This is a genomic window from Citrobacter sp. TBCS-15 (genome assembly GCF_005280815.1).
Classification (GTDB): domain Bacteria; phylum Pseudomonadota; class Gammaproteobacteria; order Enterobacterales; family Enterobacteriaceae; genus Citrobacter; species Citrobacter werkmanii.
This window is the reverse complement of sequence record NZ_SZWK01000292.1, coordinates 69154-82113: the sequence shown is the minus strand read 5'-3', so window position 1 is coordinate 82113 and position 12960 is coordinate 69154. Positions and strand designations below refer to the sequence as shown.

At 52.1% G+C, this 12960-nt stretch carries 13 protein-coding genes; 2 read left to right on the top strand and 11 right to left on the bottom strand.

From position 1 onward, the window contains the following. Positions 1-180 precede the first annotated feature (180 nt). Together proA and proB are read right to left on the bottom strand one after the other, a co-directional pair. Complete coding sequence (gene proA / locus FDW96_RS18065) at positions 181-1431, bottom strand: glutamate-5-semialdehyde dehydrogenase (RefSeq protein WP_061383056.1); 1251 nt, start codon at positions 1429-1431, stop codon at positions 181-183. A gap of 11 nt (positions 1432-1442) precedes the next feature. Next, entirely contained in the window at positions 1443-2546 is a 1104-nt protein-coding gene (gene proB, locus FDW96_RS18060; RefSeq protein WP_003031373.1) for a glutamate 5-kinase, read from the bottom strand. Between the two features lie 289 nt (positions 2547-2835). Here proB and phoE point away from each other — a divergent pair, with 289 nt between their 5' ends. Beyond that, positions 2836-3891, top strand: a complete 1056-nt coding sequence (gene phoE, locus FDW96_RS18055) for a phosphoporin PhoE (RefSeq protein ID WP_137366081.1) — start codon at positions 2836-2838, stop codon at positions 3889-3891. 57 nt (positions 3892-3948) lie between these two features. Here phoE and crl read toward each other — a convergent pair whose 3' ends face one another. The 3 genes from crl to gpt form a co-directional block, all read right to left on the bottom strand. Beyond that, positions 3949-4350, bottom strand: a complete 402-nt coding sequence (gene crl, locus FDW96_RS18050; RefSeq protein ID WP_042310381.1) for a sigma factor-binding protein Crl — start codon at positions 4348-4350, stop codon at positions 3949-3951. 57 nt (positions 4351-4407) lie between these two features. Then, entirely contained in the window at positions 4408-5652 is a 1245-nt protein-coding gene (gene frsA / locus FDW96_RS18045) for an esterase FrsA (protein WP_079225374.1), read from the bottom strand. Between the two features lie 100 nt (positions 5653-5752). After that, positions 5753-6211 (bottom strand): xanthine phosphoribosyltransferase, encoded by a 459-nt coding sequence (gene gpt / locus FDW96_RS18040; RefSeq protein WP_038637683.1) that lies wholly within the window; start codon positions 6209-6211, stop codon positions 5753-5755. Positions 6212-6472: 261 nt separating this feature from the next. On the opposite strand from gpt, the gene pepD reads away from it, so the two are divergent. Further along, positions 6473-7930 carry a cytosol nonspecific dipeptidase gene (pepD, locus tag FDW96_RS18035; protein ID WP_137349260.1) on the top strand — a complete coding sequence of 486 codons (1458 nt, stop codon included), beginning with the start codon at positions 6473-6475 and terminating at the stop codon, positions 7928-7930. A gap of 102 nt (positions 7931-8032) precedes the next feature. Here pepD and dinB read toward each other — a convergent pair whose 3' ends face one another. From dinB to fliL, 6 genes are all read right to left on the bottom strand, one after another. Next, entirely contained in the window at positions 8033-9088 is a 1056-nt protein-coding gene (dinB, locus tag FDW96_RS18030) for a DNA polymerase IV (RefSeq protein WP_137366080.1), read from the bottom strand. Between the two features lie 66 nt (positions 9089-9154). Beyond that, a complete protein-coding gene (locus FDW96_RS18025; RefSeq protein WP_137366079.1) occupies positions 9155-9796 on the bottom strand; it encodes a DNA primase in 642 nt (213 codons plus the stop codon). 56 nt (positions 9797-9852) lie between these two features. Next, positions 9853-10851, bottom strand: a complete 999-nt coding sequence (gene lafU / locus FDW96_RS18020; protein WP_042310392.1) for a putative lateral flagellar export/assembly protein LafU — start codon at positions 10849-10851, stop codon at positions 9853-9855. 2 nt (positions 10852-10853) lie between these two features. Then, the gene (motA, locus tag FDW96_RS18015; RefSeq protein ID WP_006685923.1) at positions 10854-11717 is read right to left on the bottom strand and encodes a flagellar motor stator protein MotA; all 864 of its coding nucleotides are present in this window, start codon (positions 11715-11717) and stop codon (positions 10854-10856) included. A gap of 29 nt (positions 11718-11746) precedes the next feature. Further along, on the bottom strand, positions 11747-12463 hold the full coding sequence (locus tag FDW96_RS18010) for a FliA/WhiG family RNA polymerase sigma factor (protein WP_006685924.1): 717 nt from the start codon (positions 12461-12463) through the stop codon (positions 11747-11749). Positions 12464-12483: 20 nt separating this feature from the next. Further along, positions 12484-12954, bottom strand: coding sequence for a flagellar basal body-associated protein FliL (gene fliL, locus FDW96_RS18005; protein WP_061383066.1), 471 nt, complete (start codon positions 12952-12954; stop codon positions 12484-12486). Positions 12955-12960: the final 6 nt, after the last annotated feature.

Genomic DNA, 12960 nt, shown 5'->3' with positions numbered 1-12960 from the left:
ATTCTGTGCTAGCTCACTTTTCTGGCACAAACGAGAATATGAATAAATATAGTCTGCTGCGGATGATTAAAAACGCAGAGCTGAAACGAACGCAGGTATGGCGAAGAAGGTTAAAACAAACCGGGCGATGCATTACTGGCCTTGCGAATCAAACGCCTGTTTTGCATCACCCGGTTTCAATTACGCGCGAATGGTGTCGTCGCCGAAGCCAATCCACTTATATGTGGTCAGTGCTTCAAGTCCCATTGGGCCACGCGCGTGCAGTTTTTGCGTACTCACCGCCACTTCAGCCCCCAGTCCAAACTGGGCGCCATCGGTAAAACGGGTGGAAGCATTCACGTACACGGCAGAAGAATCAACTTCATTCACGAAACGGTTGGCGTTGCTGAGCGTGCGCGTCAGGATAGCGTCTGAGTGCTGGGTGCCGTGTTCGCGAATGTGCGCGATAGCACCATCCATATTTTCGACCACCACAACGTTCAGATCCAAAGACAGAAACTCGTTATCCAGCTCTTCCGGTTTCAGCGGCACCAGTTTGGCCGGGCCATGCAGTACCTGCATCACGATTTCGTCGCCGTGCAGCGTAACACCGCTTTCCGCCATCTTTTGGCTTAACGCAGGCAGGAAACGCTCAGCGATATCCTGATGCACCAGCAAGGTCTCCACGGTATTACAGGTGCTCGGACGCTGGGTTTTGGCGTTGACGATAATCTTCAGCGCTGGAGCGATTTCAGCAGAATCATCCACATAAATATGACACACGCCTATGCCGCCGGTGATGACCGGGATAGTCGACTGCTCACGACACAGCTTGTGCAGGCCCGCGCCACCGCGTGGGATCAGCATATCGATGTACTTATCCATACGCAGCATTTCAGCGACCAGCGCGCGATCCGGGTTGTCGATCGACTGCACCGCTGCTGCGGGTAAACCGCAGGCTTCCAGCGCCTTTTGGATCACCGCCACGGTCGCCGCGTTAGTCCGGTAAGTCTCTTTCCCGCCGCGCAGGATCGCCGCATTACCAGTTTTCAGGCACAGGGAGGCAACATCAACGGTAACGTTAGGACGCGCTTCATAAATCACGCCAATCACGCCCAGCGGGACGCGACGGCGCTCGAGACGCAGGCCGCTATCCAGCAGGCCCCCGTCAATCACCTGCCCGACCGGGTCAGCAAGATTACACACCTGACGCACATCATCAGCAATCGCTTTCAGGCGCGCAGGGGTCAGTGCCAGGCGGTCGAGCATCGCTTCGCTCAGACCATTTTCACGCGCCTGTTCTACATCCTGCTTGTTAGCGCTAAGGATACTTTCCATTTGCGCTTCCAGCTCATCGGCTATTTTTTCCAGCACGCGATTTTTTTCGCGGCTGGAGAGCAGCGCCAGCTTGTATGACGCAGCTTTGGCAGCAATGCCCATTTGTTCCAGCATATGCCTGTTCCTTAACGGGTAATCATGTCGTCGCGATGGACAGCAACCGGGCCGTATTCATAGCCAAGGATGGTGTCAATCTGCTGTGAGTGGTGTCCGGCAATACGGCGAAGCGCGTCGCTGTTATAGCGGGTCACGCCGTGGGCGATATCGCGCCCTTCGAGATTGCAGATACGAATCACTTCACCACGAGAAAAGTTGCCTGTCACGCTTTTAATGCCTTTTGGCAGTAATGAACTGCCGCGTTCCAGGATCGCAGCGGTAGCCCCCTCATCGACGGTAATTTCCCCGGCAGGCGGCGCGCCGAAAATCCAGCGTTTACGGTTCTCCAGCGGAGAGGCCTGAGCATGAAAACGCGTCCCAACGGAAACGCCTTCCATCACATCACCAATCACGCCCGGCTTGCTGCCCGCGGCAATAATAGTGTCGATTCCGGCGCGGCACGCGACATCTGCGGCCTGCAATTTAGTGCCCATCCCGCCCGTTCCCAGGCCAGAAACGCTGTCGCCGGCAATGGCGCGCAGCGCATCATCAATACCGTGAACGTCTTTAATCAGCTCCGCCTGCGGATTGGTGCGCGGATCGGCGGTGAACAGTCCCTGCTGATCGGTCAGCAGCAGCAGCTTATCGGCTCCGGCCAGAATCGCCGCCAGCGCCGAGAGATTGTCATTATCGCCGACTTTAATTTCGGCGGTCGCCACCGCGTCATTCTCATTGATGACAGGAACGATGTTGTTGTCCAGCAGCGCGCGCAGGGTATCGCGGGCATTAAGAAAGCGCTCTCTGTCTTCCATATCCGCACGCGTCAGCAGCATCTGCCCGATATGGATACCGTAAATAGAGAACAGCTGTTCCCACAGTTGAATCAATCGGCTCTGCCCTACCGCCGCCAACAGCTGTTTCGAGGCTATCGTCGCTGGGAGCTCAGGGTAACCAAGATGCTCACGCCCGGCGGCGATCGCGCCTGAGGTAACGATAACAATACGATGCCCTGCGGCATGAAGCTGCGCGCACTGGCGAACCAGTTCTACGATATGGGCGCGGTTCAGGCGGCGCGATCCGCCCGTTAACACACTGGTGCCAAGTTTTACCACCAGCGTCTGGCTGTCACTCATGATTCTCTGCCATTCAAAATTGGGGAAAATGATATCAAACGAACGTTTTAGCAGGACTGGCCCCGGTTGCCAACAGCCAGCGCACAAAGCATGAAATTTTATTGCGCAGGATCAGCAAGCGTAGCGGCAGATTTTGACGCATTGATTACAGAAACATAAAAACACTCTTTTTTAAAAATATTCTTACTTTGTCATAAAACGTTCATTGCCAGACGTTAAAAACCTTCCTGTCTTTTAACGGGGATCACACCCAGTGAATATTAGCGCGTACTTTTAATCAGGAATGAAAATGAAAAAGAACACTCTGGCATTAGTGGTGATGGGGATTGTGGCGTCGGCATCCGTACAGGCAGCTGAAGTGTATAACAAGAACGGCAATAAACTGGATCTGTATGGCAAAGTGAAAGCCATGCATTACATGACGGATTATGACAGCAAGGACGGCGACCAAAGCTATATCCGTTTAGGTTTTAAGGGCGAAACGCAAATTAATGATGAACTGACGGGTTATGGTCGCTGGGAAGCAGAGTTCGCAGGCAATAAAGCTGAAAGTGATTCCAACCAGCAAAAAACACGTCTGGCCTTTGCCGGTCTGAAATTAAAAAATCTTGGCTCGTTTGATTATGGTCGTAACCTGGGCGCACTGTACGATGTAGAAGCATGGACCGATATGTTCCCGGAGTTCGGCGGCGATTCATCTGCGCAGACCGATAACTTTATGACCAAACGCGCCAGCGGCCTGGCGACTTACCGTAACACCGATTTCTTCGGCGTCGTGGATGGCCTGGATCTGACCCTGCAATATCAGGGTAAAAACCAGGACCGCGATGTGAAAAAACAGAACGGCGATGGTTTTGGTACATCCGTTACCTATGACTTTGGCGGTAGCGATTTCGCCGTAAGCGGCGCTTATACCAACTCCGATCGTACCAATCAGCAGAATCTGCAAACTCGCGGTACGGGCGATAAAGCAGAAGCCTGGGCAACGGGTTTAAAATATGATGCTAACGATATCTATATTGCGACGTTCTATTCTGAAACGCGCAATATGACGCCGATTTCCGGCGGCTTCGCCAATAAGACACAGAACTTCGAAGCGGTTGTTCAGTACCAATTTGACTTTGGTCTGCGTCCGTCGCTGGGTTATGTGCTGTCAAAAGGTAAAGATATTGAAGGCGTCGGCAATGAAGATCTGGTGAATTATATCGACGTTGGCGCAACGTATTATTTCAACAAAAATATGTCCGCGTTTGTCGATTATAAAATCAACCAGCTGGATAGCGACAATAAACTGGGTATCAACGATGATGATATCGTTGCCGTCGGTATGGTTTATCAGTTCTGATTTAGTATAAAAAAATGCCGGATGGGGTTGCGCCGCCATCCGGCATTTTACTGTTCATTATGCGGTTAATTTAACCGGCTCATCCTTAAAATCGTCAGCAGGCTCCAGCGCCAGATTCAGCGACGTTAACAACCCACGTAATTTTTCATGAAACTCACGTAAGGTGTATTCCAGTCGCTCTACCACTTCAGTCTCTTTCACCGGCACCGCCGTCCAGTTGCCATCTTTATCAAACAAACCAAACTGATAGCTGTAGGTAAAGCGTTTTTCCTGCGCCTCAAGCTCCATCCACCAGCCCCAGAACTCACGTTTCTCAGGGGCGGGTTTCACGTTGACGCAAACAGCCAAACAATCGAAAAAAAAGCGATTGTCTTCGCACTGCCCTTCCCGGATGTACGGGCCAAGCGCGGTGAATTTCTTGATCAATCTACTTTTCGGATGCCCACTCGGTAACGTCATTACGATCTCCTTAGGTGAAGCTCCTGTTTTACCAAATCGATAAAATTTAGCAAACTTTTAACACAATCTCTGATTGATCCACTTGGTTATTTCTTGCAGTCCTTTGTCAAAATTGCGATACACCGGGTTGAATGGAATCTCCAGCAGCTTACCGTCAGAAGATGACGAGGTGATTAAACGCGACTCCTCTTCCGGGCTAAACGGGTCATTTTTCCAGAACCCCGACAGCATTGGCGTCGGGCAGCGTCGACCGAGCAGTCCCTGCACTTTTAATGAATAGCGATTAAGCTCAACGCGCAGCGCTTCATCGGAAGCGTCATGCATCCCCAGGCGGCTGGCCAGAACGTCAAGATACATTTCCGGGACGCTTGCCTGACGCTGCGGGTCACTCAACAGCGCATGTACAACCGGTCCCAGGCAGGCCACCGCCTTCAGCCGTGACGACTCCAGATACGCCAGGCGTACCGCCACATTAGCGCCAAAACGGAAACCGAAGGCCGCCACGCGGGTGTGATCCACCCACGGGACATTAGGCAGCGCCTTTAATACATGCTGATGTAGCAGGCTGGAATCCTGAGTCAGTTTCCATTTTGATGAGAATCCGACCGACGGCATATCCAGCGTCAACATGGCAATACCGCGCGGAGCAAAGTAGCGCTCATACAGGGTGTAGTAGTCCGTTTGCATGGAATCGAGACCGCCGCACATCAGTACCGTCGGGAACGGACCCTCGCCTTTTGGCATATGCAGGAAGCCGGTTATCGGCGCGCCGCCAGCGACCGCGAATTCCATCTCACGCAGCGTGCCCGGCAGCCGTTGAGCGGCTTCTTCATAGGCGCGATTGGCCAGAGCCTGCGCCTGCTCTGCCAGCTCATCGCCTTTCAGGTGCGGATAAGCGGCAATGTTGTACAGCGTAGAGGCATGCAGCCAGTGGCGCCCGCTCACCTGTGGATCCTCCTCCATAGACGCTTTCTGTTGCCATTCCATCGCCTGCTTTGCCCACTCATAGATCCAGTTCCCGCCACGATAACCAATGACCGTGTCGTAGAGCTCTTTATCCGTGCGTTCGGCTTCGCTCATCACGATACGCGCCTGTACTTCGAGGATTTCACGCGGATCGATGCCGCGCCAGATCCACATCAGGCGATTCACCATGCGATACCAGTGTGGGATTGTTTTGCCATCCAGGGCAGATTGTACGGACGGCTGCGCGCCGTGATTAAAACGACGAACCAGCGTAGACGTTTCAGGGTGTTTGAAGCGGGGTTTGAACAGGACTTCGCTGAGGTTAGCTTGTGACATTCTTGCAGCCTCCATGAATACTCATTAAGGCATAGTGTAACCTGATGGGGATTAATAAAGAACAACGCCCGGCATAGCCAGGCGTTGAAAGCGTTGCTGATTAGCGACCAGAGATCGGCGGGACAAACACTACGCCCATATCCCAAGGCTGCTCAATCCAGGTATCCTGAGGGATATCAACAATATAATCATTTACCAGCGGACGACCTGCCGGCTTAGCGAAAATAGTGACGAAATGCGCTTTAGGATACATTTCGCGGATCGCAACCGCGGTGCCGCCGGTGTCAACCAGGTCGTCGATGACGATAAAACCTTCACCGTCGCCTTCAGCACGCTTAAGCACTTTCAGCTCGCGCTGGTTGTCGTGATCGTAGCTGGAGATGCATACGGTATCGACATGACGAATACCCAATTCACGCGCCAGCAATGCGCCCGGCACCAGACCACCACGGCTAACGGCAATAATGCCTTTCCATTGTTCAGAAGGCATCAGGCGGCTTGCCAGTTTACGTGCATGGATCTGCAACATGTCCCAGGTGACGACGTATTTTTCGCTCATGTGAAGTGTCCCAGCCTGTTTATCTACGGCTAATTAATAAATTGAGGGTGAACCAGGTTGCGCGAGATTATAGAGATCTGACGCACTAAAAACCAGTGTTTCGCAGAATCCACGCCTCTTTTTGCATGCTTTATGCTAGCCGTCAGCGGAGAAAGTGGTATTCTCAATCGCATCGCGCAAGCCTGACTTGTGGTGTTTTTTATTCAGCTAACCCCGTGCCCTGCAAGCAAGTTTTGTAGGACATCGCCAAGGAGACTCAACGTGTCTGAACTGTCTCAATTATCCCCGCAACCGTTGTGGGATATTTTTGCCAAAATCTGTTCTATTCCTCATCCGTCCTACCATGAAGAGCAGCTCGCTGAACATATTCTGAGCTGGGCCCAGGAGAAAGGTTTTCACGTCGAGCGCGACCAGGTCGGTAACATCCTGATTCGCAAACCTGCCACTGCAGGCATGGAAAACCGCAAACCGGTCGTTCTGCAGGCGCACCTGGATATGGTCCCGCAGAAAAACAACGACACCGTGCACGACTTCACCAAAGATCCTATCCAACCTTATATTGATGGCGAATGGGTGAAAGCCCGTGGCACCACGCTGGGTGCGGATAACGGCATCGGTATGGCGTCCGCGCTGGCCGTCCTGGCGGATGACAACGTGGTACACGGTCCGCTGGAAGTGCTGCTGACTATGACCGAAGAAGCGGGCATGGATGGCGCGTTCGGTCTGCAGGCTAACTGGCTGCAGGCAGATATCCTGATCAATACCGACTCTGAAGAAGAAGGTGAGATCTACATGGGTTGCGCTGGGGGTATCGACTTTACCTCAAACCTGCCACTGTCCCGTGAGGCGGTTCCGGCTGGTTTCCAGAGCTTTAAACTGACCTTAAAAGGTCTGAAAGGCGGTCACTCCGGTGGCGAAATCCACGTAGGCCTCGGTAACGCAAATAAGCTGCTGGTACGCTTCCTGGCGGGCCACGCTGAAGAGCTGGATCTGCGTCTGATTGATTTCAACGGCGGCACGCTGCGTAACGCGATTCCACGTGAAGCTTTTGCGACCCTCGCCGTGGCTACTGATAAGGTTGATGCGTTAAAAGCGCTGGTTAACACTTACCAGGACATCCTGAAAAACGAACTGGAAGCCAAAGAGAAGAATCTGGCTCTGCTTCTGGATGCCGTAGCCAACGATAAAGCCGCGCTGACCGCACAGTCTCGCGATAGCTTTGTTCGTCTACTGAACGCCACCCCGAACGGCGTGATCCGCAATTCCGACGTAGCGAAAGGCGTGGTGGAAACCTCCCTGAACGTCGGTGTCGTGACCATGACTGACGATAATGTACAGATCCACTGCCTGGTTCGCTCGCTGATCGACAGCGGTAAAGACTACGTGGTAAGCATGCTGGATTCACTGGGCAAGCTCGCCGGTGCCAAAACCGAAGCCAAAGGCGCGTATCCTGGCTGGCAGCCGGATGCTAACTCTCCGGTTATGCACCTGGTTCGCGAAACCTATCAGCGTCTGTTCAACAAAACGCCGAACATCCAGATTATCCACGCCGGTCTGGAATGTGGTCTGTTCAAGAAACCGTATCCGGATATGGACATGGTTTCCATCGGGCCAACTATCACCGGTCCGCACTCCCCGGATGAGCAGGTTCATATTGAAAGCGTCGGCCACTACTGGACGCTGCTGACTGAACTGTTGAAGTCGATTCCGGCGAAGTAAGTCTCTGTAATAAATGCCGGATGGCGCTGCGCTTATCCGGCTTACGCGTTGATTTGTAGGCCGGATAAGGCGTTTACGCCGCCATCCGGCAATACATCAGAGTCAAATTCCCAGCAGCAGTTGCCTTTCCAACTGAGGATCCAGCAGCGTGACGTGTAATCCCACCAGTCTCACGCCTCGCCCTCCCCGACGTTCATCCCAGGTTTTGTGCGCCGTCGCAATTAAGTCATCTTTACTTAAGCGCGGCCAGACGTGCTCCTGCGTGGTTTGCTGAAAATCATTAAACTTGAGTTTTATTCCCTGCCGGGCAATCAACAGATCCGGTTTTACCTTTGCCAGACGCCGTTCCAGTTCGGGATATAGACGCTCAATAATCTCCTCACATTCAGCCCATTCATGAATATCTTCTGCCAGCGTACGCTCGACGCCGACTGATTTGCGCAGTCTGTCGTTGTTGACGTCGCGCTCATCAATACCCTGGCTGCGTTCCCACAACACGCGACCAAACTTACCAAACCGTTTGAGCAACATGGCCAGGTCGTATTTTTGAACATCCTCGCAGGTGCGCAACCCCATCGCTTCCAGCTTAGCGGCAGAAACTTTGCCTACGCCGGGTATTTTCCCTAACGGCAGCGTTCTGAGAAATTCGGGAACATCGGCGGGGATAATGACATATTGCCCGTTGGGTTTATTGAGATCGGAGGCTATTTTTGCCAGAAACTTAACCGGCGCAATCCCGGCGGAGGCGGTTAACTGTAGCTCGTTGAAAATTGTCTGGCGGATCTCCCGCGCTATCAGCGTGGCGGAACCGTGACAGTGAGCGCTGTCGGTCACATCCAGATAGGCTTCATCCAGCGAAAGAGGTTCGATCAGCGAGGTATAACGGGAGAAGATCGCCTGAATCTGGCGGGAGGCTTCTTTATAAGCCTCGTATCGACCAGGCAATAACGTGAGATGCGGGCACAGTTTTAACGCCATTCCGGTCGGCATTGCGCTACGCACGCCAAATTTACGCGCCGGATAATTGGCAGTGCTGATAACCCCCCGGCGTTCACGACTGCCGCCAATAGCAATGGGAATGTCGCGCAGGGCTGGATTATCACGCATTTCCACCGCCGCGAAAAAACAGTCCATATCAACATGTATGATTTTGCGCATCACTCGCCTCCCACAACACTGTTTAAGTATACAGTATTTTTATGGTGTGAGAAGTCTGATTATGCTTTACGCAGGACCATTCATAACGAAGCGCGCATCACACAGGTAGCGCACGATGTCCGTGGTCTTATGTTCTGCGGGATTACCCGCCGTACTGACAAAAAGCTTATTCACTTTGCGAATCTTTGCTCGCAGCAATTTTTCGATCGTCATCAGGCGAAAGGCGTCATTTTCCACGCAGAAAAGCTCGTAGTCGCCCAGACGCTCTCCACAAATTTCACAATGATTCATCCAGTAACGTAGCCCGGTGGTTTTACTTTTATCCAGATAGTAATTGCTGGCTTTGATGTTCTTTTTTATCTCTTCAGGCAGAGAATTAATGTGGAACAGAAAGGTATTCCGTCGAATAGATTGCCAGCCTTTGCCATCCTGATCTTTTCTGATAAACCGGGTAAACATCACTCCGTGAATATGGGTAAGCTGGTGGCAGTTCCAGCAGTGCATCTTCGAGGTAATCACCAGATAGTACGGCGCGACGATGTTAAAACTGTCGGTGTTGTAGACATAGTCACGAAGCGCCTCGTTTAGCTCATGGGGTTCGGTGTACCAGATCCCGGAAACTTTGTCGAAATGCGCGCCCTGACAGGCCACATCCGTGACGTTATCAGTATGAATATCCAATGGAATAATATGGGCTATATCTATCATATTGCCTTCCTGCGGGATAATTTGCCCCCACATTGCGTGGGGGACGGGGAACAGAATTAATGAGCGACGGGAGCAGAATGTTGGCGTAAAGAAGTCACCTGCTTTTGTTTGTCGAGCTTATCAACCAGTGGTTGCACAACCTTCTCGCCATGCTGACCAAAATATTGATACAGCGTATCGGAAGCGCTTTGTGTCAATACCATGATCTCAATGCGACGGTTGCCGGCGCTTTCCGGATTTTTCGCATCCAGCAGCATTTGGTCAGCCATTGCGCTGACCTGCATTACTTTATCCTGCGGCATCCCGGCGTCTTCCAGCACACGACGGGCCGATAATGCGCGGTCGCCTGACAGGTTCCAGTTGTTGTAAATGTTACTCTTATAGCTCATCGCGTCCGTATGCCCGGTAATGATGAGCTTGTTGTCCAGCGAGTCAAACACGGGGGCCAGCTCAACCAGCAGCGATTTAAAGAACGGCATAATTTTGGCGCTACCGCGTTCGAACATATTACGGTTCTGATCATCTTTAATCAGAACGCGCAACCCCTGAGGAACAATCTCCATTTCAAGGTTGGTCTCCATATGCGCATTGCGGGCAATGACGTTAATGTCGGTCGCCAGCTCGCCTAGCTCCTGGGCTGATTTTTGTTTCAGTAACGCCGTTTTCTCGTTCACATCCAGCGCCTTTTTAGCGTTCTCTTCCGTGATCCTCGCCGTCTCCTGTGGATTCACGGTTTTATCAAGCTTGTTGCGCGTGACGTTTTTCTTCTGCGCGCCTGGCGCTATCGGCTGCTTGCCCAGCTTGTTCAACGGCGCCATACCGCCACCGTTAAAGATTGACTGACCATGCAGCGCCGCCACGATATTTTCACGGTCAGCCTTGCTGACGCTGTTCACAATCCACAGCGTCATAAACAGCGCCATCATCGCCAGAGTAAAGTCAGCAAAGGCGACCTTCCACGCCCCGCCATGATGACCTGCATGGTTCTTTTTAATTTGTCGGCGGATAATGGTGGTTTTCGCGCCGCGATCGCGACGATTTGGCCCCTTCCTCATGCTTATTCCTGCTCCAGCATCGCATTAACCCACGCATCCAGATTGGCAAAAGTGGGTTTAGAGGCCAGATGGAGAAGTTTACGGCCAGCATCGACCGCCAGTAGCGTCGGTTTACCGCCCGCTTGCGCCACCAGCACGGTACGAACGCATTCGAGCAGCGAATGCTCTGCCCGCGCCTGCTGTTCCATGGCGTTTGCCAGCGGGTCCATCAGGCAATAACAGATGAACACCCCTAAGAATGTCCCCACTAACGCCGCCGCCACTTTCAGACCGATAAGCGCAATGGAACCGTCGATAGACTGCATGGTGATGATGATACCCAGCACCGCCGCGCAAATCCCGAAGCCAGGCATCGCCTCGGCGGTACGCTGCAAGGAGCGCGAAGGGGTTAACAAAGACTCTTCGGCGGTATCCAGTTCCTGATCGAGGATCCCTTCCAGTTCATGGGCATCGATTTTCCCCATCGCCATCAGACGGAAGTTATCGGCGATAAATGTCACCAGTCGCTTCTGAGTCAGCACCAGCGGGTATTTCTGGAAAATGGTGCTTTCTTCCGGCTGCTCGATATGCTGATCCAGCATACGCAGACCACCGTTCTGCACCATTTCCAGCAGCTCATACAGGCACATCAGTAGCTGACGCTGAAACTCCGGTCCCATTTTCTTTTTACTGATCACCCCTTTGATCTGGTGGGCGATCTCTTTCAGGACATGTACCGGGTTACCAATAATCATCGCCCCCAGACCAGCACCGACGATAATAATAATTTCTGCTGGCTGCCAAATAGCAATTAACTGCCCACCAGCCTCAAAGTAGCCGCCAAATACGCAGCCCAAAACCACTAATAAACCAAAAATCTTTTGCATTACGTCCTCCGCATGTTGATTCGGAATTGTTAGTCTGGATATAAACAATCACGAATCTTGTGCGTGATTTTTTTATTCATTTGACAAATTCGGGCTTCGGTCAGCCCTAATACCAGCGCGATCTCTTTTAAATTCATATCGTGTTGGTAATACATTGAGAGCACGAGGCCCTCTTTTTCGCTGAGTTGGCTCAGGGCGTAACTCAACATTTCCTGGGTGACGAATTGCTCCTCAAGTCCCCGCCCTTCGAGCGGTGCAATCGGCATATCGCCATTCAGTAATTCATCCAGACTGGCCAGCGTTTCGGCGCCTTCCAACTGTTGATATTCCTGATAATCCTCAGACGATAATCCCAGCCGGGACAACTCCTCCCATGAGGGTTCATGCCCAAGCTGTGTGCGCGCATCACGAATCAAATCTTTAATCTGATGGTATTTTTGCCGTAACTGACGAGGCCGCCAGTCGAGGCTGCGCAGCTCATCGAGTATGGCGCCACGAATACGGTGGACGGCATAACCGGCAAAGCCTTCATCCGGTTGACCATAGCGGCGAATCGCATTCAGCAATCCCATCAGCGCCGTTTGCTCCATATCCTGCCTGTCCATAACGCAGGTACATTGCGGCGCAAGTTGACGCACCACTTTGCGCACCAAAGGTAGATAAGCCTGTAAATAATGGCTCTCTTGCTTTGGCGTGAGCACGGGCGTGGCATTAAAGTCTTCTGACTCGTAAGCATCCTGTATCATGTTATTTCCTGGCTTGCCGCTTATTGGAACACGACTTTTTTCACCAATATGTCCTTATAAGGTGTCGCCATTTTGCGTTTCGCTAATTCGACTTTCAGATTCTCAAATACTTTCTTTCTGATATCGGAGATCTTCAGCGCCCGAATATCTTCATATTTCATATTCGAAAGCTCATCTACGGTAATACTTTGATAGAGCGGTTCGTCCTTCTTAATTTTTTCAGCGTCTTTCTCTGAATCAACGACCATTACCAGCTCAGCGACCATATAGCGATCGCCCCCTTCATCATCATGCAGCGTAACCACCGTTTCCGGCAGAGAGACAAAAATACTGCTGGATTCATCCTGGCTGTCTTCCGCTTCATGGGCAGGAACCTCTGCTGCAGCCGTAGTTCGCTTATTCATAGAATGATAAATGCCCCATCCTGCGCCCCCCGCAATACCCAGAGCCACAACGGAGCTGATCACACACGCGATAACAATTTTCTTCATTTTACT